The sequence below is a fragment of the Hyphomicrobium sp. genome (assembly GCF_009026145.1).
Taxonomy (GTDB): Bacteria; Pseudomonadota; Alphaproteobacteria; order Rhizobiales; family Hyphomicrobiaceae; genus Hyphomicrobium_A.
In genome coordinates this window covers 102,879-125,236 of sequence record NZ_WBUE01000004.1, presented here as the reverse complement: position 1 = coordinate 125,236, position 22,358 = coordinate 102,879, and the positions used below count along the sequence as shown (strand labels likewise).

Genomic DNA, 22,358 nt, shown 5'->3' with positions numbered 1-22,358 from the left:
CAGTATCCCCTTCGTCTGCGCGTCCCGGACGCAGACGTTACGTAGCGAGGCTCCCCGTGGTGAACGTTCTGCAGAAGAATTGGCAAGACCTGATCAAGCCGAACAAGCTCGACGTGGCCGCCGGCCGCGACCGCAGCCGGATCGCCACCGTGGTGGCGGAGCCGCTGGAGCGCGGCTTCGGCATGACGCTCGGCAACGCCCTGCGCCGTGTGCTCCTGTCGTCACTGCAGGGCGCTGCTATCAAGACGGTGCAGATCGACGGCGTGCTGCACGAGTTCTCCTCGATCCCCTCGGTGCGCGAGGATGTGACCAACATCATCCTCAACATCAAGGAGATCGCGCTGCGCATTCACTCCGAAGGCGTGAAGCGCATGGTGCTGAAGAAGGAAGGCGGCGGCCCGGTGCGCGCCAAGGACATCGAGGCCGGCGCCGACGTCGAGATCTTGAACCCCGAGCACGTGATCTGCACCCTCGATCAGGGTGCCGCCATCCGCATGGAATTCACCGCCGACATGGGCAAGGGCTACGTCGCCGCCGAGCGCAATCGGCCGGAGGACGCTCCGATCGGCCTCATCCCGGTCGACAGCCTCTACAGCCCGGTGAAGAAGGTCTCCTACAAGGTCGAGAACACGCGCGAGGGCCAGATCCTCGACTACGACAAGCTGACCATGACGGTCGAGACCGACGGCTCGGTGAAGCCAGAGGATGCCATCGCGCTCGCCGCGCGCATCCTGCAGGACCAGCTCGCCGTGTTCATCAACTTCGAGGAGCCGAAGAAGGCCGTCGAGGAGGCGCGTCACCCGGAGCTGGCCTTCAACGCCGCCCTGCTCAAGAAGGTCGACGAGCTCGAGCTGTCGGTGCGCTCGGCCAACTGCTTGAAGAACGACAACATCGTCTACATCGGCGACCTCATCCAGAAGACCGAGGCGGAGATGCTGCGCACGCCGAACTTCGGGCGCAAGTCGCTGAACGAGATCAAAGAGGTGCTCGCCTCCATGGGGCTGCACCTCGGTATGGAAGTGCCGAACTGGCCGCCGGACAACATCGAGGAGCTGGCCAAGCGCTTCGAGGACCAGTATTAAGCCGCGAATAGGGAGTGGCGAATAGCGAATAGTTCGCCTTCCCTCCGTTCACTACTCGCTCTTCGCTACTCACTCTTCGCAACAAGGCGGGGCCGCAGAACCCCCCATTGCACAACGAAAGGGAAAGACGATGCGACACAAGAAGCTGGGGCGGCGGTTCAGCCGCGACAGTGGTCACCGCCAGGCCATGTTCTCCAACATGGCGGCAGCGCTGATCAAGCACGAGCAGATCGTGACGACGCTGCCGAAGGCCAAGGACCTCAAGCGCGTGATGGACAAGTACATCACGCTCGCCAAGCGTGGCGACCTCAACTCGCGCCGGCTGGCAGCCAGCCGTTTGCGCGATGAGGACATGGTCAAGAAGCTCTTCGACACGCTCGCCCCGCGCTACAAGGATCGGGCGGGCGGCTATACGCGCGTGCTGAAGGCGGGCTTCCGCTACGGCGATAGTGCTCCGCGCGCCGTTATCGAGCTCGTGGACCGCGATACCTCGATCAAGGGCAAGGAAGACCGCGAGCGGCACGAGGCGGCCGTGGCAGCAGCCCAAGCGGAATCGTGATCGGCGCCGGTACGCCTCGCCACTGGCCTAATCGCTAGCTGACCGCTAAGCATTCTGCGGGCAGCACTGGGTGCCGTGGTGCCCAGGTACCCGGCTGCGCGCCCTGATGCTGCCACCGGTTGGGTACGGGCGCTGGGAGGTGCCGATGGCGGGTGAGAAGGTTCTGGTCACGGGAGCCTCGGGCTTCATCGCCAAGCACTGCATCGCCGAGCTCATACGCCAGGGCTACGCGGTGCAGGCTACCCTGCGTGACCTCGCGCGCGAGGAGGAAACCTGGCGCGCGATCGGCAACGCCGGCGCAACGGCGGGTGACATCAAGTTCTATCCTGCGGACCTGCTCGATGACGAGGGCTGGGACAAGGCGATGCAGGGGTGCACGTATGTGCTGCACGTCGCCTCCCCCTTTCCGCTCAAGACTCCCAAAGACCCCGAGGAAGTGATCAGGCCGGCGCGCGAGGGCGCCGTGCGGGTGCTGAAAGCCGCCGCCGGGGCGGGGGTCAAGCGCGTGGTGCTTACCTCCTCGATCGTCGCCATCACGCTGCCGTGGCCGGAGGCGGCCCCGGGGCACGTGTTCGACGAGACCGATTGGAGCAACCCCGATCGCCCCGACGTGACATCGTATGTCGTATCCAAGACGCTGGCCGAGCGCGCGGCCTGGGACTTCGTCACGAATACTCCAGGGGTGCCGGAGCTGACGGTCGTCAATCCCGCCTTCGTCCTCGGGCCGGCTCCGGACGCCGATCTCTCCACCTCGCACGAGGTCATTCGCTTGATGGGCACGGGAGCCTATCCGGCGGCGCCCAAGATCGGCTTTCCCATCAGCGACGTGCGTGATGTGGCGGTGACCCACGCACTGGCGATGACGAATCCCGCCGCCGCAGGGCAGCGCTTTCTGTCGGCCAATGGGTTCTTGCGCCTGTTCGAAATCGGCCAGTTGATCAAGCAGACGCTGCCGGATCTGGCCAAGAAGGTGCCGCGTGGCGAGCTGCCCGATTTGGCCGTTCGCGCCCTGGCCCTGGTCGATGTGCGGCTCAAGGCGGTGCTCCCCGACCTCGGCTTTCCGCGTCCCGTCACCAACGCCAAGGCGCACAGGGTGCTGGGGCAGACGTTCCGCTCGCCGCAGGAGGCCGTCACCTCTGCGGCCGCCAGCTTGCGGGCGCTGCAGGTCATTTGAAGCAATGCGGCCGCATGGGGCGTTTCAGCAGGCTTCGTCACGGGAGCAACCATCATGCCCGGCGCTATGCTAATTCTGCCGCGGGAGCCGTCTCCTGGAATGGGGCGGTATCCCAACCGACATAACGTGCCAGGGGTCGCCAAGCAGCATGAGCATGCCGACGATAAAGTTGAGCTTTAAGCAAAAAGCCGCCGCCCTGGCGTTGGCCACCGTGGCCGGCGTGGCGCCGGTGGCCGCACCGGCGCAGGAGCGCGCGGTGCCGCCCTCGCGCGAGGCCCTGCAGTATTCCTATTCGCCCATCGTCAAGATGGCGGCGCCGGCGGTGGTCAACGTCTACGTCCGCTCGCGCGTGCGCACCACCGTGTCGCCCTTCGCCAACGATCCATTCTTCCAGCGCTTCTTCGGTGGCCGCGGCGGCTTCGGCCTGCCGCAGGAGCGCATCCAGTCCTCGCTCGGCTCCGGCGTCATCATCAGCCCTGACGGTGTCATCGTCACCAACACCCACGTCGTGCGGGGTGGCACCGATACGCAAATCCGCGTCGCGTTGGCCGACAAGCGCGAGTACGACGCGCGCATCGTCGCCCAGGACGAGCGCACCGACCTCGCCGTGCTGAAGATCGAGAAGGGAGGCACGGACTTCCCGTATCTGCAGTTTGCCGACAGCGACAAGCTCGAGGTCGGTGACGTGGTCCTCGCCATCGGCAACCCGTTCGGCGTCGGCCAGACGGTCACCAGCGGCATCATCTCGGCCCTGGCGCGCACCGAGATGGCGCAGTCCGACACGCAGGTGTTCCTGCAGACGGACGCCGCCATCAATCCGGGCAACTCGGGCGGTGCCCTCGTCGATATGAACGGCAGGCTGGCCGGCATCAACACCATGATCTTCTCGCAATCGGGGGGCTCGGTCGGCATCGGCTTCGCCATCCCCTCGAACCTCGTGCGCCTCGTTGCCGACAACGCCATCGCCGGCCGCAAGATCGAACGGCCATGGCTCGGCGCGCAGCTCGAGACCGTTACGCGCGAGATGGCCACCAATCTCGGTCTGGAGCGCATCTCGGGCGCCGTCGTGGTGCGTCTGACCAACAACAGCCCGGCGGCCAGAGCCGGGCTGCAGCTGGGTGACGTGATCGTCGCCGTCGACGGTTTCGAGGTCGCCGACGCCCATTCTGTCCACTACCGGCTGACGACCCGCGGCGTCGGCAATAACAGCCGCCTCGACGTGATACGCAGCCGTAAGCGCGTCGCTGTTGAAGTGACACTGGTGCCGGCGCCCAAGCCCGGCAAGGACGATGTGCGCAACCTGTCCGGCAACCATCCATTCGATGGCGCGCGCGTCTCCAACATTCTCCCGAGCGTCGCTGACGAGTTCAATCTCGACGAGACGGATGGCGTCGTTATCATTGCGGTGCGTTCGGGTGGCGTTGCCGCTCGCCTCGATTTCCAGCCAGGCGATATCATCGTTCAGATCGGCAATGACAAGATCACCGACGTCGTCATGCTCGACGAGATAACCCGCACGCCGCAACGCATCTGGAGCGTTACCATCAAGCGCGGCGGGCGATTGATGAAGCTGCAAATGTCGGGATAAGCGGCCTTGGCCACCCTGTTCGAAGCGGCCGGACTTGAAAAGGGAGCGCCGCGCCCGCTCGCCGACCGGCTGCGCCCGACGAAGCTGTCGGAGGTCGTCGGCCAGGAGCACCTCGTCGGCCCCTCGGGCACGCTGACGCGCATGCTGAGGAGCGGCCGGTTGCCGAGCCTCATCCTCTGGGGCCCACCGGGGTCCGGCAAGACGACGGTCGCCCGCCTGCTCGCTCATGAGACACAGCTGGAGTTCGAGCAGCTGTCGGCGATCTTCTCCGGCGTGCAGGATCTGCGCAAAGCCTTCGACCGCGCCAAGGCGCGTCGCGAGCACGGCAAGGGGACGCTCCTTTTCATCGACGAGATCCACCGCTTCAACCGGGCGCAGCAGGACAGTTTCCTGCCGCACATGGAGGACGGCACCATCACGCTCGTCGGGGCGACGACGGAGAACCCTTCCTTCGAGCTCAATGGGGCACTTTTGAGCCGCGCTTCCGTTTTGGTCTTCAATCGCCTCAGTGAGGCGGCGATCGAGGAGCTCTTGCTGCGCGCCGAGCGGGAAGAGAAGCGTGCGCTGCCGCTCGATGCCGATGCGCGCGAGGCTCTGATCGTGATGGCCGACGGCGATGGCCGCGCGGCGATCAATCTTGCCGACGAGGTGTTCGCCGCCGTGGCGCCGGGTAGCAAGCCCATCGACCGCGCGGCTCTGAGCGAGCTCGTGCAGCGCCGCGCGCCGCTCTACGACAAATCGCGCGAGGGGCACTACAACCTGATCAGCGCGCTGCACAAGTCGGTGCGCGGCTCCGACCCCGACGCTGCGCTCTACTGGCTGGCGCGCATGCTCGACGGTGGCGAGGACCGGCTGTTCCTCGCCCGCCGCCTGGTGCGCATGGCGATCGAGGACATCGGCCTCGCCGATCCGCAGGCGGTGGTGCAGGCGCTTGCCGCCAAGGATACGTTCGACTTCCTCGGCAGTCCGGAGGGCGAGCTGGCGCTGGCGCAGGCGACCATCTATCTCGCCACGGCGCCCAAATCGAATGCCGCCTACGTCGCCTACAAGGCGGCGATGCGCGCGGCGCAGGAGCACGGCTCGCTCAGCCCCCCAAAGCACATCCTCAACGCCCCGACCAAGCTCATGCAGTCGGAGGGGTACGGGGCCGGTTACGAATACGACCACGACGCCGAGGGGGCATTTTCCGGGCAGGATTATTTCCCCGAGGAGTTCGCTAACCGCCCGCAGTATTACGATCCGCCCGATCGCGGCTTCGAGCGGGAAATCCGCAAGCGTCTGACGTATTGGGCGGACCTCAGGGCCAAGCGCGGACCTGCGAAATCGTGAAATGGCGAAGTCGCGGGTCCACCTCGCGATTTCACGAGTTCACGACGTCACATCCAACCCCTATAGTTGGCGGTAGGGAAGGGTCGTTGGAGGGGCAGTCTGATGGTTCAATTCATCGATCTGTGGCGCGGACATCCGATCAACGAGTCCGTGACCACGCCGTGCATCGCCCCGCACGACCTGACGAACATGGAAGGCCAGCACGTCGCCATGGGCTTTCCGGTGTTTCACAATCAGTGTGCCATCCGCATGGGGGTGGCCCTGCGTCGCGCTGGGGTCGCCGACGGCCAGATTGGCGGTTGCGCTTCCTGCGCCGTGCATCCGCGCTCCGACATGCACTTCATCAACGCCAGCCAGCTCGCCAACGCCATCACCCACGCCAACATTCCGGGCATCGCGCCGGTGGAGAAGATCACCGGCACCGAGGCCGCGCACTACTACCCGAAGCTGTTCGGGCGCACCGGGATCATCTATTTCCAGGATTATTGGAAACGGAGCTCCGACTCGGGACGCGCGACGGGCGATCATATCGACGTGTGGAACGGCTATCGGTCGTCGGCCAAGTGGCTGCTCGAGTGGTTCTCGTGGGTCGGGTACTATTCGAACTACGCCAACGCCGGCGAAATCTGGTTTTGGGAAGTGAAATAGGGACACTAGCGCCCCGGGGGTCTTGCATGCTGCGCTACATCGTTGCCATGGTGTTCGCGTTCATCGCAGCGGCGCTCGCTACGGTGTTCCTGAGTTCGTCGGTTGCCGACTGGGTGGTCGCGCGCCAGTCGTTCGAAAGTTCCGACGACGCGGAAAATTTGCATATGCTGGTGTTTATCGGCACGAACGCCGCCGCCCTTTTCGTTGGCTGGCTGGTAGGTTGGGTCATCGGCGGCGCCGGGCGCGCGGACACGCCGGCGGCCTGATAGCCGCATCTTTACCTTTATCGGTTGAGCGGGGGATATAGTCGGCCCGCGGCCGGACCGCGCCCCCTCCCACGGTTGCGCGCGCCCGCGCGCACCCCTATTGAACCTCGATGAGCGATCGCGTCGAAACCATCGAAGTGAAGGCGAGCGAAGCGGACATGCGCCTCGATCGCTGGTTTCGCCTCCACTTCCCCGATGTCGGTTATTCCTATCTGCAAAAGCTGCTGCGCACCGGCCAGGTGCGCGTCGACAGCCGTCGGGCGGAGGCCAACGCTCGTCTCGCCGCCGGGGCCCAGATCAGGGTGCCGGCCATCGTGCGCATTGCCGCTAAGCCGTCCGCCGCCCCGAGCGTGAAGCCGCCGCTCGGGCTCTCCAAGGCCGACCGCGACCGCATCGAGAAGATGATCCTCTACGAGGACGAGCACGTGCTCGTCCTCAACAAGCCTTTCGGGCTCGCCGTGCAGGGCGGCACTGGCACCAAGCGGCATATCGACGGCATGCTGGCCGGCATGGCCGACCGCTTCGGCGGCGAGCGCCCGCGCCTCGTGCATCGCCTCGACCGCGACACTACCGGCGTGCTGCTCATCGCCAAGCATCGCGATGCCGCGGCTAAGCTCGGCCGCGTGTTCCAGACCCGCTCCGCCGCCAAGACCTACTGGGCGCTGGTCAAGGGCGTGCCGAAACCGCCGCAGGGCAAGGTCGAAGCCGCGCTCGTCAAAGCCGCCGGTCCCGACGGCGACCGCGTGCGCAAGGCGCTCCCCGGCGAGCAGGAGGAGGCGATGCATGCGACGACGCATTACTCGGTCATCGATCGATTGGCCAACAAGGCCGCGTGGGTGTCGCTCAAGCCGGTGACCGGCCGCCAGCATCAGCTGCGCGCTCACATGGCGCTCATTGGCCATCCGATCGTCGGCGACAACAAATATGGTGGCGATGAAAATCTCCCCGCCGAGCAAATCGACAACAAGCTGCACCTGCATGCCCGTCGGCTCGTGCTCCCGCACCCGTTCACCGGTGGCAAGATCGACGTGACGGCGCCCTTGCCCGAGCACATGCGCAAGACCTGGGATCTGCTCAGCCTCGACGCCGACCGCTACGAGGAGGCCAGCCGATGAAGCTCGTCGTCCTCGATTGCGACGGCACGCTGGTCGACAGCCAGAACGGTATCTGCGAGGCGATGGCCCACGCTTTCACCGGCTTGGGCCTCATTCCGCCAACGCGAGAGGCGACGCTGGCTATCGTCGGCCTGTCGCTCCCCGAGGCGTTGGCGGCTCTGGCGCCCGAGCTCGATGCAGAGCTGCGCACCGCCATGGTGGAGCGCTATAAGTCCGCCTTCCTGGAAATCCGCCGCGATCCCGCCCTGCATGAGCCTTTGTTCGACGGTATCGCCGCCGCCATCGAGGCCCTCGGCGACCGCGACGATCTCATCCTCGGCATCGCCACCGGCAAATCGCGCAAGGGCATCGACCGCCTGTTTGCGCGCGAGGGCTGGGGGCATCGCTTCCTGACCGTGCAAACGTCGGACGATCACCCCTCCAAGCCGGATCCGGCTATGCTGCGCGCCGCCATGGCGGAGGCTGGCGTTGCCCCCGAGCGCACGGTCATGGTGGGCGACACGACCTTCGACATGGAGATGGCGCTCGCCGCCGGTACTGGGGCGCTGGGCGTCGGCTGGGGCTATCATTCCATCGACGAGCTAAAGACTGCCGGCGCCCATGCCGTGATCGGGGCGTGCCAAGACCTTACGGCCACGGTCGACGCGTTCTTTGCAGGGCGGGAGAAGGCGGCGTGAGCGAGCCGGATGATACTGCCCCGGCGGCTGCGAATGTCCCCGGCAAGGAGGCTCTGCAGCCACCGCTGCCGAAGCGCTTTTACACCGATGTCTCGGTGGGGCAGGCGGACGACGGAGGATTCGCGGTCCTGCTCGACGGGCGCCCCGTGCGCACGCCGAAGAAGCTGCCGCTCAGCGTGCCGACGCGTTCCCTTGCCGAGGCCATGGCCGCTGAGTGGGCCGCGCAGAAGGAACGCATCGACCCCGTCACCATGCCGCTGTCCAAGCTCGCCATCACGGCCATCGACGGCGTCGCCGGCAGCATGCCCGAGGTGGCTGGCGACATCGTACGCTTCGCTGGCAGCGACCTTCTCTGCTACCGCGCCGAGGCCCCCGTCGCCCTCGCCGTGCTGCAGGCGGCCGCGTGGGATCCCGTCCTGCGCTGGGTCGAGGCGGAGAGTGGCGCCCGCTTTTTCTTGGCCGAGGGGGTGATGCCGGTGACGCAGAGCCGGCAAGCGCTGTCGCGCTTCGGCGATCTCCTTACGCCGTTCGGCGCCTTTGCGCTCACCTGCCTGCACGTGATGACGACACTGACCGGCTCGGCGTTCCTCGCCCTTGCGGTGGCCAAGGGACGCCTCGGCGTCGAGGCCGCCTGGGATGCCGCGCACCTCGATGAGGACTGGCAGATCGCGCGCTGGGGGGTGGACGTCGAGGCCGCCGAGCGGCGCGCCCGCCGCCACGCCGAAATGCAGGCGGCAAGCCGCTTTCTGCAGTTGCTTGCGGCCGATTGAGAGCCGCCGCGCGGGGCTGTTCCCGGAGGAACAGCCCCCGGTCTTGCGGGATTCTAGAGTGACGACCGATCCAGGATTTAGCCCTAGGAGCGGTCCATGTTGAGCCTTTTCGATCTCGCGATCTTGATCATCGTCATCGCGGCCATGCCTCTCGTGATACGAGCCGGCCGATGACCCTCAGCCCCTTCGACCTTTGGGTCGCGATCATCGTCGTCGTCATGATGCCGCTGATCATCTGGGTGAACTACTCCAAGCGCGAAGGCGGCCTGCAGGGGTACCTTTGGCGCGAGAGCCCCACGCTGGTCTGGACCTCGCTCGTGTTTCTCAGCCTGGTCTTCGCGTCGGCGGCGGCGAGGCTTCTCTCCCACTACGGGTTCTTATCGCTGGAAGCCGATGACCTTCTGTCGATGGCGCTCGGCATCCCGCTGTTCGTGCTGTCGATGGCGATCATCGTCATGGGCAGCCTTGCCTTCGTCAAATACATGCGCTCCAGCCGCGGCGCGTAGTGCGCAACGAGGCCCCGCAAGGTGGCCAAGGGAGACGTCCATGCAACCTCTCACAACCTACGACCTCTTGCTCAACATCTTCGTGGTGGTTGCGATGCCGCTCCTGATCGTCGCCAACCTGAAGGGCTGGAGCGCGAAGTATCCGCTGAACGCCTACCTGTGGCGCGAGCATCCCAACCTGATGCGGGTGGCGCTGGTCATCATCGGCCTCTTGAGCCTGTTCTCCCTGGTCCAGCTCGCCGGCCACTTCGGCCTCATCTCCGCGGCTGTCGCCGAGGCGGCCCTGCCCGCGATCGGCATCCCCTTCCTGATTGCCGGCGTGGTTGAGATCTGGCTGGCCGTCAGGGCGGTCGCGCACTATCTACGCAGCCGACGCAGCCAGGCCTAGCCGGCCTCGGGGCCGACCCGAAACGTCGCACATTGGCTCATTTGGCCCGCGTTCTCACGGGCCAAGCCGCGTGCTATGAGCGCTCTCGACCATTTGGCGCCGGATGGCGCGCTCGAGGGAAGGCCATGAAGGATATCATCGAAGAGCTGGAGAAGCGCCGCGCGAATGCTCGGCTGGGCGGCGGGCAGGCACGCATCGACGCGCAGCACAAGCGCGGCAAGCTGACCGCCCGCGAGCGCATCGAGCTGTTGATGGATGAAGACTCCTTCGAGGAGTTCGACACCTTCGTCGAGCACCGCTGCGCCGAATTCGGCATGGAGAAGCAGAAGACGCCGGGCGACGGCGTCGTCACCGGCTGGGGCACGATCAACGGCCGCGTCGTCTACGTGTTCGCCAAGGACTTCACGGTGTTCGGCGGATCGTTGTCCGGGGCGCACGCCCAGAAGATGACCAAGATCCAGGACATGGCGCTGAAGAACCGCGCGCCCATCATCGGCCTCTTCGATGCCGGCGGCGCGCGCATCCAGGAGGGCGTCGACGCGCTCGGCGGCTATGGTGAGGTGTTCACGCGCAATGTCCTCGCTTCAGGCGTCATCCCGCAGATCTCGGTGATCATGGGCCCGTGCGCCGGCGGCGACGTCTATTCGCCGGCGATGACCGACTTCATCTTCATGGTGAAAGACACGAGCTACATGTTCGTCACCGGCCCCGACGTGGTGAAGACGGTGACCAACGAGACGGTGACGGCCGAGGAGCTCGGCGGCGCCAAGGTGCACACCACCAAGTCGTCGATCGCCGACCGCGCCTACGAGGACGACGTCGAGGCGCTGCTGCAGATGCGCCGCCTGATGGACTTCCTGCCGTCGAACAACAAGTCGGGCGTTCCAGCGCTGCCGACCTCCGACAGCGCCGATCGACCCGACTACTCGCTCGACACGCTCATCCCGGACAACCCGAACAAGCCCTACGACATCAAGGAGCTGATCCTGAAGGTCGTCGACGAGGGCGACTTCTTCGAGATCCAGGAAGCCTACGCCAAGAACATCGTCACCGGTTTCGCGCGCATGGAGGGGCGCACCATCGGCATCGTCGCCAACCAGCCGATGGTGCTGGCCGGCGTGCTCGATAGCGACGCCTCGCGCAAGGCGGCCCGCTTCGTACGCTTCTGCGACTGCTTCGAGATCCCCATCGTCACCTTCGTCGACGTGCCGGGCTTCCTGCCGGGCACGGCGCAGGAGTACGGCGGCCTCATCAAGCACGGCGCCAAGCTGCTCTTCGCCTTCGCCGAGGCCACGGTGCCGAAGATCACGGTGATCACCCGCAAGGCCTACGGCGGCGCCTACGACGTCATGAGCTCCAAGCACATCCGCGGCGACGTCAACTACGCCTGGCCGTCGGCCGAGATCGCGGTCATGGGTGCCAAGGGCGCCGCCGAGATCCTCTATCGCGCCGACCTCGGCGACCCGGAGAAGATCAAGGCGCGCATCGACGAGTACCAGAAGCGGTTCGCCAACCCGTTCGTCGCCGCCGAGCGCGGCTACATCGACGAGGTGATCCTGCCGCACGGCACGCGCCGGCGCATCTGCCGGGCGCTCAACATGCTGCGCAACAAGACGCTCGAGAACCCCTGGAAGAAGCACGACAACATCCCGCTGTAAGGGCTGAGCCGCCATGGTTCGATTTGGCAGCGCTGTAATCGGATCATTGGCTCTTCTGGCCTCGGTGCTGCCGGCACATGGCGCCGAGGTCGGGCCTGGGGGCTTTCTGGGCTGCCAGCTGAGGCTCGAGGGCCCCATCGAGGCGGGGGACAGCGACAAGCTCTCTGCGGCGCTAGATGGCCTGGGGTCTACGGGCGGCTTCGACAGCGCCAACGTGAGCCTGTGCCTCAACAGCCCCGGCGGCAACTACGACGAAGCGCTGAAGCTGATTACGACCCTGCTCAAGCACACCAACGTTGCCACGGTGATTGATCGAGGCGCCCAGTGCTACTCGGCCTGCGCCTTCCTGTTCCTCGCCGGCAACGCCCAGCGGTCCGAGGACGGGGAATTGGGACCCGACCGCACGCTGGACGTCGGCGCTACGCTGGGTTTTCACGCACCCTACCTCAACACGGCCACCGGCACGGACGTCGCCGCGGCGACCGTTGAGAACTTTCGCCGCGGCGTTTACGCGATCGCGAAGTTGCTCGAGATAGACCGGCGCGAGCTTTTCCCGCGCGGCCTCCTGGCCAGGGCGCTTCAGGTTGGGCCGAACTATCTCTTGTACGTTGATACCATCGAGAAGGCCGGCGTCTGGTCGATCAAGCTCAAAGGCTATAGGCCGCCTGCGGCCCTCACGGCCCGCATGCTCGATCAGGCGTGCCGCAACAAGGATATGTGGACGAATTTCTCGCATACGGTGTTGGGCCGCGCTGCCGACGATCCTGAGGAGCTGCACGGCTTGCGGCAATCCGATTTTCCGGAGATCCGCGGGTCGGACGAGCCAATCCAGCTTACGCAAGGAAAGTATCGCGAGACGCTCGATCTCTTCGGCTACGAGGCGACCAACATGTGCATCGTTGACGTCTTTGCGAACGGCAACCAGCTCTTTCTGTCGCTCGCGATGGTCCCTGCCGATCAAACGGGTGCAGCACCTGAGCAGTTTGCCGAGCAGGTCATGGCGAGGGCCGGCGACGCTCAGAGTCTCGAGGTCGTATCGACGCCGCTCTGGTACGTGTATGCGCCCGAGACGCCGCTCAAGAGCCTCGCCGCGCCTTGATCGATCCCGCGGTGGCATGCGGGGCGGCGGCGCCGGAAAATCGCAATGGAGCTGAAAATCTACAGTTATGGCGCCTCGAGCGTGAGGCTACACCTGCGGCGTGAACCTCAGGCTTGGGAGGACTATCATGCAGAAAGCAAAGGCCGCGTGCCGCGCGGCGATGTTCGCCGGACTGATCGGTGCGGCGTCTATCGGCGCCGTGCACGCCCAGTTGGCACCGGAGGCGTTGAAGCAGGCGCAGGAGAACTTCAAGGCGGCGAACGCCAGCGGCAGCGGTGCGCTCACGGCGGCCGAGTTCAAGACCTTCATCGATCTCAATGCCGCTGCCCAGATCGGCCGCGCGCCCAAGATCAAGGCGAACGACGCCTACGGACGTGCCTTCGGCAAGGTCGATGCCGACGGAGACGGCAACGTCACCTGGGCCGAGTACCTCGCGGCGCAGTCGAACTGAGCCTCCTTGGCCTGTCGCCGGCAGAACGTGCTAGGCTAGCGGCATCGAAGCAGGCGCCCGCCGGCGCTGGGGGCCATAGGAGGTCTGTAGTGAAGAGGGCATTCTATGTCGTGGTTGCTCTTGCGTTCGCCGGCCCGGCGATGGCCGGCGACGAGGATCCCGCGCGGCTTTGCTTCGAGGACGTCGGCTGCGTGCAGAATCGCGTGATAGCGCGGGCCGATGCCGAACGGCTCGGCTGCGATCAGCTGTGGACGGTGCGCAACGGCATATTTGCGGCGCGCGGCTACTGCTTCCACACCGAGCGCGGCAAGCAAGAGTTCGGCAACGACGGCTGCCGCTATCCGGTGCAGGAGGACGTGCCGCTCAACGACTTCGAGCGCGCCAACATCCGCATCATCCAGTCGATCGAGAAGCGGCGCGGCTGCTGACCTAGCCGGGCGCCAGGCCCCGCTTCAAGGCCGCGATTCCGGCCCTCCCGGCACATGAACGGCGGCTGTAACCATCATTCAGAACCGGTTCAAAGCGCCGACGGCATTCTCCGCCTCATCGAACACGCCGCTCCCGGTGGAGCGGTGCCGATCCGAGGAAGAGGTGGACCATGAACAAGATCGCTCTCATCGCTACGACCGTTCTCATCGCGACCACGGCCGGTGCGTCCGCGCACAGCTTCGACGACCGTCAGGAGTACCAGACCAAGCGCATCGAGCAGGGTCGCAAGACCGGCAAGATCACGTGGACCGAGGGCCTGAAGCTGCGCGCTGAGCAGAAGCGCATCGCCAACAAGGAAGCCGAGTTCAAGTCCGACGGCTATCTGAGCAAGTCCGAGCGGCGCAAGCTCCGCTACATGCAAAACGAAGCCTCCGAGCATATTGCCGATGAGAAGAACGACGGCTGGCGGCGCGCGTGGTGGCTGCCGCGCGTCGGCAAGTAAGTCGACGACAAGTGCCTCCATTCACCTTCGGGCCGCCGCTTGGCGGCCCTTCTTTCATTGGAGGTCTGTGGCTGATGTGGAAGCGCAACACAGCGGGCCGGTCGGTGCCATACGTGCCCCGCGGCGGGGCACACGTTAGCCAATTAGTAAGCCCGGTTCCCTAATCTGCCGGCATGTAGCTTTTGCGAGCGGGGCTGGAGATGAGCGCGTTGCAGTCGCTTCCGATTACCGAGATGTTGCAGCGGGGCAGTATCCATGACGTCGATGTGTTGAGGCTCAGGGGCGCCTTCCACAACGATGGCTTCATCTCTGCCGACGAGGCCGAAGCCCTCTTCACCCTCAACGAGACGTGCCAGCAACAGGACCCGGCGTGGGCCGAGTTCTACATCGAGGCGCTGACCGACCACCTCGTGAGCCAGGTCGAGCCCGAGGGATACCTGACGGCCGCGGAGGCCAAGCGCCTCACCGACCGCATCGCCCCAGGCGGCGTCGTGGCGCGCAAGTCGGACCTCGATCTGATCGTCAACGTCCTCGACAAGTCCCGCTGGTCGCCCGTCAGCCTGTCGCGCATCGCCCTGCAGCAGGTGAAGCGCGCCGTCATCGACGGCGATGGCCCGCTGCGCGAGGCGCACCCGAACCAGGCAGGGACCATTCGCGAGTGCGAGGTCGAGCTCATCCGCCGTATTCTTTATGCCTTCGGCGGCGACGGACACGTTGCCATCACCCGCCCCGAGGCCGAGGTCCTGTTCGATATCAACGACGCCATCCTCGACCCGCAGGCCAACGCCGCGTGGACCGATCTGTTCGTCAAGGCGGTGACCAATGCCGTCATGGCCGCGTCCGGGCAGGCGGTGCCGACGCGCGAGGAGGCCCTGCGCCGCGATGCGTGGCTGATGGAGGCCAAGGGGGAGCTCTCGCCCCTGGCATTGCTGTCCGCCATGGTTTCCTCGAGCCTCGATGCCGTGCGTGCCACCTATCAGGAGCAATCCGCTGAGGAGCGGGCGCTGGCGCGTCTGGAGCAGCAGCGCATCGAGATCATCACCAACGAGGAGATCACGCAGGCCGAGGCCGCGTGGCTGTGCGGGCGGATCGGTCGCGATGGGCATCCGACGCCGAACGAGGCGGCGCTGGTCGCTTACCTGAAGAAGGAAAGCCCCAAGATCCATCCGGATCTGCAAGCCGCGGTCGAGCGCCTGGCGCGGGCTGCTTAACGTCGTGCAGCGGCACTCCGCGGGCTGCGCGGTGTGGCCCGCGGCCCCATATCTGCGCGCTTTTTGCCGAACTGCGACAGTTTACGACACTTCAATGGCCGTCTAGAACGTCAGCTATGCAACCGGCTGGCGGGCCTCCTGAGGCGCGCCTACCTAGTGGACCGTAAGGGGTTATGTTCAAAAAGATTCTGATCGCCAACCGTGGCGAGATCGCCTGCCGCGTCATCAAGACTGCGCGCAAAATGGGCATCAAGACTGTCGCAGTCTACTCTGATGCCGACCGGGACGCGCTGCACGTGGAAATGGCGGACGAAGCAGTCCACCTTGGTCCGCCCCCTGCCGCTCAGTCGTACCTGCTGATCGATAAGATCGTCGAAGCCTGCAAACAGACCGGCGCCGAGGCCGTGCATCCGGGCTATGGGTTCCTATCCGAGCGCGAAGCCTTCCCGATCGCCCTGCAAGAGGCCGGCATCGTCTTCATCGGCCCCAATCCCAAGGCCATCGGCGCCATGGGCGACAAGATCGAAAGCAAGAAGGCGGCGGCCGCGGCGAAGGTCTCCACGGTGCCCGGCTACATGGGGGAGATCGCCGACGCCAAGCACGCGGTGAAGATCGCCGAGGATATCGGCTACCCGGTGATGATGAAGGCCTCGGCCGGCGGTGGCGGCAAGGGCATGCGCATAGCCTTCAACCGTAAGGAGGTCGAGGAAGGCTACCCGCTGGCCAAATCCGAGGCCAAGGCGAGCTTCGGCGATGACCGCATGTTCATCGAGAAGTTCATCGTCAATCCGCGCCACATCGAGATCCAGCTGATTGGCGACAAGCACGGCAACGTCGTTTACCTGGCCGAGCGCGAGTGCTCGATCCAGCGGCGCAATCAGAAAGTCATCGAGGAAGCGCCTTCGCCGCTGCTCGACGAGAAGACCCGCAAGGCGATGGGCGAGCAGGCCGTCGCGCTGGCCAAGGCCGTCGGCTACGATTCTGCTGGCACGGTCGAGTTCGTCGCCGGCCAGGACCGCAGCTTCTACTTCCTGGAGATGAACACGCGCCTGCAGGTCGAGCACCCGGTCACCGAGCTCATCACCGGCGTCGATCTCGTCGAGTTGATGATCCGCTCCGCCGCCGGCGAAAAGCTCCCCTTCAAGCAATCGGACGTGAAGCTCAACGGCTGGGCGGTCGAGAGCCGCGTCTATGCCGAGGACCCTTACCGCAACTTCCTGCCCTCCATCGGCCGCCTGGTGAAATACCGGCCGCCGGACGAGGGAACCGTAAATGGGGTCACCATCCGCAACGATACCGGCGTGTTCGAGGGCGGCGAGATCTCGATGTTCTACGACCCGATGATCGCCAAGCTCGTCACCCATGCGCCGACGCGCGAGGCGGCCATCGACGCCCAGGCCGAGGCGCTGGACAGCTTCTGTATCGACGGCATTCAGCACAACATTCCATTCCTCACCGCGCTGATGCAGCATCCGCGCTGGCGCAAGGGTGCCCTGTCGACCGGCTTCATTGCCGAGGAGTTCCCGGACGGGTTCAAGCCGCGCGCTGCCGAGGGCGACGAGCTGCACGTGGTTGCCGCCGTTGCCGCCGTCATCGACCACGAGAATAACGCTCGCCGGCGCGAAATCACCCATCAGATGCCGGGCCAGCCGGTCTCTTTCGCGCGGCGGCGCATCGTCAAGGTGAAGGACACGATCCTCCCGGTAGAGGTCGAGGGCAACGGCGGCGCTTATCGGGTGGCGTTCCCGGACAGCGGGGGAATGCTCGACTTGAAATCGGCCTGGCGTCCGGGGGAGCCGGTGTGGACCGGCCAGGTCGGAGACAGCCACGTCGCGGTGCAGGTGCGCCCGATCCTCAATGGCGTCAACCTCGCCTACCGCGGCATTCAGGTGCCGGTCTACGTCTATACGGAGCGCGAGGCGGCACTCGTCGCGCTGATGCCCGAGAAGGCCGCCGCCGACACCTCGAAGTTCCTGCTCTGCCCGATGCCCGGCCTCGTCAAGGCCATCCACGTCGGCGAGGGCCAGGAGGTGCAGGCGGGAGACCCGCTGGCCGTCGTCGAGGCGATGAAGATGGAAAATATCCTGCGCGCCGAGCGCAACGGCTCGGTCAAGAAGGTCAATGCCAAGCCGGGCGACAGCCTGGCCGTCGATGCCGTCATTCTCGAGTTCGCCTGATGTCCAATCGCCAGCTCATTTCCTCCGGCTCGCAGTTCGAGCAGAAGATCGGCTACTCGCGCGCCGTCGTCGACGGGCGCTGGGTGTTCGTCTCCGGCACCACCGGGTTCGATTATGCGACGATGACCATATCCAATAGCGTCGTCGATCAGGCCGACCAGTGCTTCAAGAACATCGCGGCGGCGCTGGCGCAGGCCGGCTCGTCCTTGGGCGATGTCGTCCGCGTCCACTACCTGCTTACGCGGCGCGAGGATTTCGAGCCCATCTGGCCGGTGCTGCAGAAGTACCTCGGCGAGGTGCGCCCGGCCTGCACGGTCATGGTGACAGGCCTCGTCGACGAGCGCATGCTGATCGAGGTCGAGGTCACGGCGTTGAAGCCGGCCTGATCATCCCCGCCGGAGGCACCGCTCATGAGCGAGCCGACGCGCACCGTCCACATCCGCATCGAGGGCCGCGTCCAGGGCGTCGGCTACCGCGCCTTCGTGGAGATGAACGCGGCCGACCTTGGATTGGCGGGGTGGGTGCGCAACCGGCGCGATGGATCGGTCGAGGCTGTCGTGCAGGGATCGACGCCGGCGGTTGCCGACATGCTCGAGCTGTGTCGCAATGGCCCGCCGGCCTCCCGCGTCGAGCGGGTTGAGATCGTCGGTGAAGGGGTCGGCGTCTTCAGCGGCTTCCAGGTGCGCCCGACGACCTGAACGCCTCAAGCATACTTGGCCGCCAGCTGGCGCAAGCCCTTGAGGATCGGCTCGTAGGCCTCCTCGTTGCGCGCCTCGGGATAGACCACGTAGACGGGATAGACGAACTTACGCGCGCGCTTGGGCTGCCGCAGACGGCCGCGCGCAATGTAGGAGCCGACGAGCCGGGCCGGGAAATACCCGGAGCATTCGTTGGTCAGAAGGTAGTCGATCCCCACCGGCCCAAGATCTAGGTTGAGCCCCGGATTGGTGAACTCCGGAAACGCCGCCGCGTGGTCCTGCTGAAAGTCCGGCCCCCAGTCGATGAACACATAGTCGGACGAGGAGCGGCGCTGGCTGGCCGGCACGCTCGTCACCAGCACGAACTCCTCGTCGAACAGATGCTCGATGCTGAGCCCCGGAGGCTGCGTTGGCCGGTACATGACGGCGAGGTCGAGCGTTCCCTCGATCAGGCGTTGGGTGAGCTCGACCGACATGCCGCTGCTCGCCGATACCGCGATATCGGGGATGTTGGAGCGCAGCCACGATACCCAGCGCAGCAGGAAGCCATCCCAAAAGGAGATCGGCGCGCCGACGGCGAGGTGATCGCGATGCTGATCGGAAAGGCCGACCTCCAACTGCGCGTGCTGCCACACGCGCACCAGCGCCAAGGCATGCTTCTGGAACTGCTCGCCGGCGGCGGTGAGTTCGGCGCCGGACTTCGAGCGCTCGAACAGCGGACGCCCAAGGAGATCCTCGAGCCCTTTGATGCGCGCCGACACCGTCGACTGCGTGATGTTCATTTTGCGCGCGGCGTCGATGAAACTTCCGGTCTCGGCAACCATCAGAAACGTGCGCGCGAGGTTGACGTCCATCGTGCTCGACTGGTCTGCGAAGCTCTGAAATTCTATCTATCGAAAATTCCGATAGTGGTCACCGGAAAATTCCGTTTGTGAATGGGGTTGATTCTCACCAAATTGGTCAGCGTCCCGACAGAGTCGAATCCGATTCGGCTCTCGACGTTCGGGTTCACAATGGAAGGACGAACACCATGAAGGCCAAAGCGAAGAAACCTGCGAAGAAAGCCGCGGCGAAGAAGCCGGCAGCCAAGAAGAAGAAGAGGTAGTCGATCTCTCTCGGAGAGATCACCGGAGCTGCCGCGATGTCCAAGCTGGTCGTTGCGGCGTCTCTAATCGTAGCCCTGATGTGGTCCCACAGCGCGTACGCGTCATCGATTACCAACCGAGACGGCAAGGACCACAAGGTCGATGTCATCGAGGGAAATGCGGCGACGAGCCATATTTTACGGCCGTCAGCGACGCTCGAAGGGGTCTGTAACAAGGGCTGCGTCATCCGTCTCAACGACAGTGCAAGGGACGAGTACGAGCTCAAGGGCTCGGAGGTCGTGTCGATTGAGGACGGCTACCTCTACTACGACGGGCCGCCCGCATCCGCAGTGCCGAAGGCTGGTGATGCGGACCAGCCTTCAGAGCCCAGCGCCAAGTAGGGGCAGGTAACGAACGCTACGCTTTGGAAGCCCGGCCCCGTCTAGGGGCCGGGCTTTCTCGTTGCAGGCGTCCTTTTCACGTCGCGGGCATCACGCTGGACGATTCGAGCGGGGTAGCAGCGTCGGTCGTTGGCCCAAAGCGGTGCTCGAAATGACGCCGCAAGGCGTTATCCACAACTTCCATCGAATGCTCGGCACCGAGCTCGGCGAGGCTCGTCACCCCATGGCCGGCAATGCCGCACGGCACGATGCCGGCGTAATGGGTGAGGTCGGGATCGACGTTGAGGCTGATGCCGTGCAGGCTTACCCACTTCGTCAACCGCAGCCCGATGGCAGCGATCTTGTCCTCGGCGCCATCGCCCCGGTCGGGGCGCCGCACCCAGACTCCGACTCGATCGGAGCGTGTCTCGCCCATGACGCCAAGGTCGGCCAGCGACCCGATGATCCACTCTTCGAGCGCACTCACGAAGGCGCGCACGTCGCTGCCGCGTCGCTTCACGTTGAGCATTACATAGGCAACGCGCTGCCCGGGCCCGTGATAGGTCAGGCGCCCGCCACGCCTGGTACGAAATACCGGAAGGCGATCGGCGGCGAGGAGCTCCTCCGCACGCGCGCTCGTGCCAGCGGTGTAGATCGGCGGGTGCTCGAGCAGCCAGACGAGCTCCGGCGCGGCGCCGTCGGCAATCTTGGCGGCGCGTTCCTGCATGGCGCGCACTGCATCGGGGTAGTCGACAAGCGAACGGCTCAGTGCCCACTCGACCGCGGGAGCGGCGCGTTTGCGGTGGGTCTCGGCGTGCCTTTGGCTCATGCCCACAGTCTAGGTCGTGACGGCGGGCGCGGCCACCATCGGCGCGGACAGGCCCAGGGGCGATTTGCCGCCGCGGCCCCCGGCAGCCCGGCAATTCCGGGCTCGCCGGCGCGCTTGTTTGGACGGCTCAACTTGGCTATATGAGCGCTCTCGTTCTCCCGGCTTGCGGTCGTGGCGGAATTGGTAGACGCACTACCTTGAGGTGGTAGCGGGGCAACCCGTGGAAGTTCGAGTCTTCTCGACCGCACCAACATTCCCGAGCCTCGATAGGGAAGCTCTCCCCGCTTACGGGGACCTCTCGCGGCGATGAAGGGCGGCAACGGCGATGTAGGCCGCTGCCGAGCAGCCGAGCGCGACGAGGTAGGGCGCCTCCCACTCGAGGATGAAGCGCCCGATAGCCCACACGGCGGTTCCGAGGCAGATCGACACCGCCGCGCTAGATGCCCCGCCGAAGCGCGTGAACATCCCGAAGCCGGCTGACACGAACACGCCGGCGCTGCCGAAGGCCGAGGCGATCTCGACCAGCTCCTTGATGCGGTCGGAGGTCAACGCCAACAGGAAGGCGACCGCGGTCAGCACGACGACGCTGAGGCGCGCCGCGATGAGCTTGCCGCGCATGCCGAGCGTCGGGATGAGCCGCACCACGATGTTGTGCGATACCTGCGCGCCGGAAGCATGCAACGCCGAGTGGACCACTGACAGGATGGCCGAGATCAGCGCTCCGCCGAAGATCACGTAGTGCCATTGCGGCAGGTAGAATTCCGACAGGACGGATACGACCTGCTCGGAATCGACCAGCTTGGCCTGCAGCTCGGGGTTCGACCGGACGAGGCCGGAAGCGGCAAGGCCAAGAAACAGGGGCAGCGTGCCGATGGCTATGTACATGAGGCCGCCGGCCATGGTCCCCCCGCGCGCCACCGCTGCCGATCGGGCACCGAGAAAGCGCGAGATGAGCTCGATGGCCACGAACGAGCCGAAGAATGCGACGGCCACCGCCTCGATCACCTCCAGCGGCGTGCCGTGCGCTTGCGTGGAGAACGCCACGTGCTCGGCGGGCACGGCAACCAGCGCCTGCGTTATGCCGCCGGCAGCGACGGCGACGACGACGGTCAGCACGACGAGGCCAAGAATGACGGCGAAGCCCTGCAGCAGGTCGGTTACGGCGTCGGCCAGCAGCCCGCCGATTACCGAGTAGGATGCGACAAGCACCGCCGCCAGCGTGATCGCATTAGCGAGCGACATGTCGGAGCCGGAGCTCAACACCTGGCCGAAGGCGCGGATCTGGGCGGCCGCCCAGAACACGGAGCCGGGGAGCAGGACGATCACCACCAGCTTCTCTACGCCCGGGGAGAACCGCTCGCGAAACACGTCGGCGAACGTCGTGACGCCCTTGCGCCAGAGCATGGCGGCATAGAAAAGGCCGGCGGCGATGACGGCCAGACCATAGGCGAAGGGATCGACCAGCGCCCCCGATAGCCCCTTGTCGTAGACTTCGGCCGAGGTCGCCACGATGGCTTCGGCGCCGAACCAAGTGGCAAAGACCGAGAACGCGATCAGCGTGGGGCCGAGGCTGCGGCCGGCGAGGATGTAATCCGTCTCGCTCTTGACCCGCCGCGACACCCAGATGCCAACGGCGAACTGCGCGAGCACGTAGGCGATCATTCCGAACAAGATCATTGCAGCCCCCCGGCGGCGTCGTGCGCCCACCGATCATGGCCGTTGGAGGACCCTGGCGAC

The 22,358-nt window shown here is 65.6% G+C and carries 26 protein-coding genes and 1 tRNA gene; 23 read left to right on the top strand and 4 right to left on the bottom strand.

Annotation, left to right across the window (positions count from 1 at the left end):
- Nucleotides 1–59: 59 nt before the first annotated feature.
- The 21 genes from F9K20_RS05250 to F9K20_RS05150 all read left to right on the top strand — a co-directional run bounded on the left by F9K20_RS05250 (nucleotide 60) and on the right by F9K20_RS05150 (nucleotide 18,327).
- On the top strand, nucleotides 60–1,082 hold the full coding sequence (locus F9K20_RS05250; protein ID WP_290998473.1) for a DNA-directed RNA polymerase subunit alpha: 1,023 nt from the start codon (nucleotides 60–62) through the stop codon (nucleotides 1,080–1,082).
- A gap of 130 nt (nucleotides 1,083–1,212) precedes the next feature.
- Nucleotides 1,213–1,641, top strand: a complete 429-nt coding sequence (gene rplQ, locus F9K20_RS05245) for a 50S ribosomal protein L17 (RefSeq protein ID WP_290998182.1) — start codon at nucleotides 1,213–1,215, stop codon at nucleotides 1,639–1,641.
- Nucleotides 1,642–1,747: 106 nt separating this feature from the next.
- Nucleotides 1,748–2,815: an NAD-dependent epimerase/dehydratase family protein gene (locus F9K20_RS05240; RefSeq protein WP_290998179.1), complete on the top strand. Its 1,068-nt coding sequence runs from the start codon at nucleotides 1,748–1,750 to the stop codon at nucleotides 2,813–2,815.
- 154 nt (nucleotides 2,816–2,969) lie between these two features.
- Nucleotides 2,970–4,403 (top strand): Do family serine endopeptidase, encoded by a 1,434-nt coding sequence (locus tag F9K20_RS05235; protein WP_290998176.1) that lies wholly within the window; start codon nucleotides 2,970–2,972, stop codon nucleotides 4,401–4,403.
- Nucleotides 4,404–4,409: 6 nt separating this feature from the next.
- A complete protein-coding gene (locus tag F9K20_RS05230) occupies nucleotides 4,410–5,732 on the top strand; it encodes a replication-associated recombination protein A (protein WP_290998174.1) in 1,323 nt (440 codons plus the stop codon).
- A 102-nt stretch (nucleotides 5,733–5,834) separates the two neighbouring features.
- Nucleotides 5,835–6,380 (top strand): type VI secretion system amidase effector protein Tae4, encoded by a 546-nt coding sequence (locus F9K20_RS05225; protein WP_290998172.1) that lies wholly within the window; start codon nucleotides 5,835–5,837, stop codon nucleotides 6,378–6,380.
- Between the two features lie 26 nt (nucleotides 6,381–6,406).
- Nucleotides 6,407–6,646, top strand: a complete 240-nt coding sequence (locus F9K20_RS05220) for a hypothetical protein (protein WP_290998170.1) — start codon at nucleotides 6,407–6,409, stop codon at nucleotides 6,644–6,646.
- A gap of 110 nt (nucleotides 6,647–6,756) precedes the next feature.
- Complete coding sequence (locus F9K20_RS05215) at nucleotides 6,757–7,761, top strand: RluA family pseudouridine synthase (RefSeq protein WP_290998168.1); 1,005 nt, start codon at nucleotides 6,757–6,759, stop codon at nucleotides 7,759–7,761.
- Nucleotides 7,758–8,438: an HAD-IA family hydrolase gene (locus tag F9K20_RS05210; protein WP_290998165.1), complete on the top strand. Its 681-nt coding sequence runs from the start codon at nucleotides 7,758–7,760 to the stop codon at nucleotides 8,436–8,438. Before F9K20_RS05215 ends, F9K20_RS05210 begins: the two co-directional genes overlap by 4 nt.
- Nucleotides 8,435–9,208 (top strand): ATP12 family chaperone protein, encoded by a 774-nt coding sequence (locus tag F9K20_RS05205; RefSeq protein WP_290998163.1) that lies wholly within the window; start codon nucleotides 8,435–8,437, stop codon nucleotides 9,206–9,208. The genes F9K20_RS05210 and F9K20_RS05205 overlap by 4 nt, the downstream gene beginning before the upstream one ends.
- Nucleotides 9,209–9,378: 170 nt before the next feature.
- Nucleotides 9,379–9,714 (top strand): hypothetical protein, encoded by a 336-nt coding sequence (locus tag F9K20_RS05200; protein ID WP_290998161.1) that lies wholly within the window; start codon nucleotides 9,379–9,381, stop codon nucleotides 9,712–9,714.
- 40 nt (nucleotides 9,715–9,754) lie between these two features.
- Nucleotides 9,755–10,102 carry a hypothetical protein gene (locus F9K20_RS05195; RefSeq protein WP_290998159.1) on the top strand — a complete coding sequence of 116 codons (348 nt, stop codon included), beginning with the start codon at nucleotides 9,755–9,757 and terminating at the stop codon, nucleotides 10,100–10,102.
- A gap of 125 nt (nucleotides 10,103–10,227) precedes the next feature.
- Nucleotides 10,228–11,760 (top strand): acyl-CoA carboxylase subunit beta, encoded by a 1,533-nt coding sequence (locus F9K20_RS05190; protein WP_290998157.1) that lies wholly within the window; start codon nucleotides 10,228–10,230, stop codon nucleotides 11,758–11,760.
- Nucleotides 11,761–11,806: 46 nt separating this feature from the next.
- Entirely contained in the window at nucleotides 11,807–12,859 is a 1,053-nt protein-coding gene (locus F9K20_RS05185; protein WP_290998155.1) for a hypothetical protein, read from the top strand.
- A 127-nt stretch (nucleotides 12,860–12,986) separates the two neighbouring features.
- Nucleotides 12,987–13,310: a hypothetical protein gene (locus F9K20_RS05180; protein ID WP_290998152.1), complete on the top strand. Its 324-nt coding sequence runs from the start codon at nucleotides 12,987–12,989 to the stop codon at nucleotides 13,308–13,310.
- 89 nt (nucleotides 13,311–13,399) lie between these two features.
- Nucleotides 13,400–13,738 (top strand): YARHG domain-containing protein, encoded by a 339-nt coding sequence (locus F9K20_RS05175; protein WP_290998150.1) that lies wholly within the window; start codon nucleotides 13,400–13,402, stop codon nucleotides 13,736–13,738.
- Nucleotides 13,739–13,908: 170 nt separating this feature from the next.
- Entirely contained in the window at nucleotides 13,909–14,241 is a 333-nt protein-coding gene (locus tag F9K20_RS05170; protein ID WP_290998148.1) for a hypothetical protein, read from the top strand.
- A 200-nt stretch (nucleotides 14,242–14,441) separates the two neighbouring features.
- Nucleotides 14,442–15,452: a hypothetical protein gene (locus F9K20_RS05165; RefSeq protein ID WP_290998146.1), complete on the top strand. Its 1,011-nt coding sequence runs from the start codon at nucleotides 14,442–14,444 to the stop codon at nucleotides 15,450–15,452.
- Nucleotides 15,453–15,625: 173 nt separating this feature from the next.
- Nucleotides 15,626–17,629: an acetyl/propionyl/methylcrotonyl-CoA carboxylase subunit alpha gene (locus tag F9K20_RS05160; protein ID WP_290998144.1), complete on the top strand. Its 2,004-nt coding sequence runs from the start codon at nucleotides 15,626–15,628 to the stop codon at nucleotides 17,627–17,629.
- Nucleotides 17,629–18,015 (top strand): RidA family protein, encoded by a 387-nt coding sequence (locus tag F9K20_RS05155; protein WP_290998142.1) that lies wholly within the window; start codon nucleotides 17,629–17,631, stop codon nucleotides 18,013–18,015. The genes F9K20_RS05160 and F9K20_RS05155 overlap by 1 nt, the downstream gene beginning before the upstream one ends.
- A 24-nt stretch (nucleotides 18,016–18,039) precedes the next feature.
- On the top strand, nucleotides 18,040–18,327 hold the full coding sequence (locus F9K20_RS05150; protein ID WP_290998140.1) for an acylphosphatase: 288 nt from the start codon (nucleotides 18,040–18,042) through the stop codon (nucleotides 18,325–18,327).
- 5 nt (nucleotides 18,328–18,332) lie between these two features.
- Here the strand turns inward: F9K20_RS05150 and F9K20_RS05145 are convergent, their stop codons facing one another.
- Both F9K20_RS05145 and F9K20_RS05140 read right to left on the bottom strand, forming a co-directional pair.
- Nucleotides 18,333–19,181, bottom strand: a complete 849-nt coding sequence (locus F9K20_RS05145; RefSeq protein ID WP_290998138.1) for a LysR family transcriptional regulator — start codon at nucleotides 19,179–19,181, stop codon at nucleotides 18,333–18,335.
- A gap of 154 nt (nucleotides 19,182–19,335) precedes the next feature.
- Entirely contained in the window at nucleotides 19,336–19,476 is a 141-nt protein-coding gene (locus tag F9K20_RS05140) for a hypothetical protein (RefSeq protein WP_290998136.1), read from the bottom strand.
- On the opposite strand from F9K20_RS05140, the gene F9K20_RS05135 reads away from it, so the two are divergent.
- Nucleotides 19,469–19,813, top strand: a complete 345-nt coding sequence (locus tag F9K20_RS05135) for a hypothetical protein (protein WP_290998134.1) — start codon at nucleotides 19,469–19,471, stop codon at nucleotides 19,811–19,813. The two genes, F9K20_RS05140 and F9K20_RS05135, sit on opposite strands and share 8 nt — an antisense overlap.
- Nucleotides 19,814–19,889: 76 nt before the next feature.
- Here the strand turns inward: F9K20_RS05135 and lipB are convergent, their stop codons facing one another.
- Entirely contained in the window at nucleotides 19,890–20,621 is a 732-nt protein-coding gene (gene lipB, locus F9K20_RS05130; protein WP_290998132.1) for a lipoyl(octanoyl) transferase LipB, read from the bottom strand.
- 165 nt (nucleotides 20,622–20,786) lie between these two features.
- Here lipB and F9K20_RS05125 point away from each other — a divergent pair.
- Nucleotides 20,787–20,871, top strand: a tRNA-Leu gene (locus F9K20_RS05125).
- Nucleotides 20,872–20,906: 35 nt separating this feature from the next.
- Here the strand turns inward: F9K20_RS05125 and F9K20_RS05120 are convergent.
- Nucleotides 20,907–22,298 carry a hypothetical protein gene (locus tag F9K20_RS05120; protein WP_290998130.1) on the bottom strand — a complete coding sequence of 464 codons (1,392 nt, stop codon included), beginning with the start codon at nucleotides 22,296–22,298 and terminating at the stop codon, nucleotides 20,907–20,909.
- Nucleotides 22,299–22,358: the final 60 nt, after the last annotated feature.

Bases quoted from the DNA above. Each gene is read 5' to 3' on its own strand.
- F9K20_RS05145 (WP_290998138.1), bottom strand. From the start codon at position 19,181: ATGGACGTCAACCTCGCGCGCACGTTTCTGATGGTTGCCGAGACCGGA.
- F9K20_RS05150 (WP_290998140.1), top strand. From the start codon at position 18,040: ATGAGCGAGCCGACGCGCACCGTCCACATCCGCATCGAGGGCCGCGTC.
- F9K20_RS05210 (WP_290998165.1), top strand. From the start codon at position 7,758: ATGAAGCTCGTCGTCCTCGATTGCGACGGCACGCTGGTCGACAGCCAG.
- F9K20_RS05215 (WP_290998168.1), top strand. From the start codon at position 6,757: ATGAGCGATCGCGTCGAAACCATCGAAGTGAAGGCGAGCGAAGCGGAC.
- F9K20_RS05120 (WP_290998130.1), bottom strand. From the start codon at position 22,298: ATGATCTTGTTCGGAATGATCGCCTACGTGCTCGCGCAGTTCGCCGTT.
- F9K20_RS05170 (WP_290998148.1), top strand. From the start codon at position 13,909: ATGAACAAGATCGCTCTCATCGCTACGACCGTTCTCATCGCGACCACG.
- rplQ (WP_290998182.1), top strand. From the start codon at position 1,213: ATGCGACACAAGAAGCTGGGGCGGCGGTTCAGCCGCGACAGTGGTCAC.
- F9K20_RS05155 (WP_290998142.1), top strand. From the start codon at position 17,629: ATGTCCAATCGCCAGCTCATTTCCTCCGGCTCGCAGTTCGAGCAGAAG.
- F9K20_RS05165 (WP_290998146.1), top strand. From the start codon at position 14,442: ATGAGCGCGTTGCAGTCGCTTCCGATTACCGAGATGTTGCAGCGGGGC.
- F9K20_RS05220 (WP_290998170.1), top strand. From the start codon at position 6,407: ATGCTGCGCTACATCGTTGCCATGGTGTTCGCGTTCATCGCAGCGGCG.
- F9K20_RS05180 (WP_290998152.1), top strand. From the start codon at position 12,987: ATGCAGAAAGCAAAGGCCGCGTGCCGCGCGGCGATGTTCGCCGGACTG.
- F9K20_RS05135 (WP_290998134.1), top strand. From the start codon at position 19,469: ATGTCCAAGCTGGTCGTTGCGGCGTCTCTAATCGTAGCCCTGATGTGG.
- F9K20_RS05190 (WP_290998157.1), top strand. From the start codon at position 10,228: ATGAAGGATATCATCGAAGAGCTGGAGAAGCGCCGCGCGAATGCTCGG.
- F9K20_RS05200 (WP_290998161.1), top strand. From the start codon at position 9,379: ATGACCCTCAGCCCCTTCGACCTTTGGGTCGCGATCATCGTCGTCGTC.
- F9K20_RS05235 (WP_290998176.1), top strand. From the start codon at position 2,970: ATGCCGACGATAAAGTTGAGCTTTAAGCAAAAAGCCGCCGCCCTGGCG.
- F9K20_RS05195 (WP_290998159.1), top strand. From the start codon at position 9,755: ATGCAACCTCTCACAACCTACGACCTCTTGCTCAACATCTTCGTGGTG.
- F9K20_RS05160 (WP_290998144.1), top strand. From the start codon at position 15,626: ATGTTCAAAAAGATTCTGATCGCCAACCGTGGCGAGATCGCCTGCCGC.
- F9K20_RS05240 (WP_290998179.1), top strand. From the start codon at position 1,748: ATGCTGCCACCGGTTGGGTACGGGCGCTGGGAGGTGCCGATGGCGGGT.
- F9K20_RS05225 (WP_290998172.1), top strand. From the start codon at position 5,835: ATGGTTCAATTCATCGATCTGTGGCGCGGACATCCGATCAACGAGTCC.
- lipB (WP_290998132.1), bottom strand. From the start codon at position 20,621: ATGAGCCAAAGGCACGCCGAGACCCACCGCAAACGCGCCGCTCCCGCG.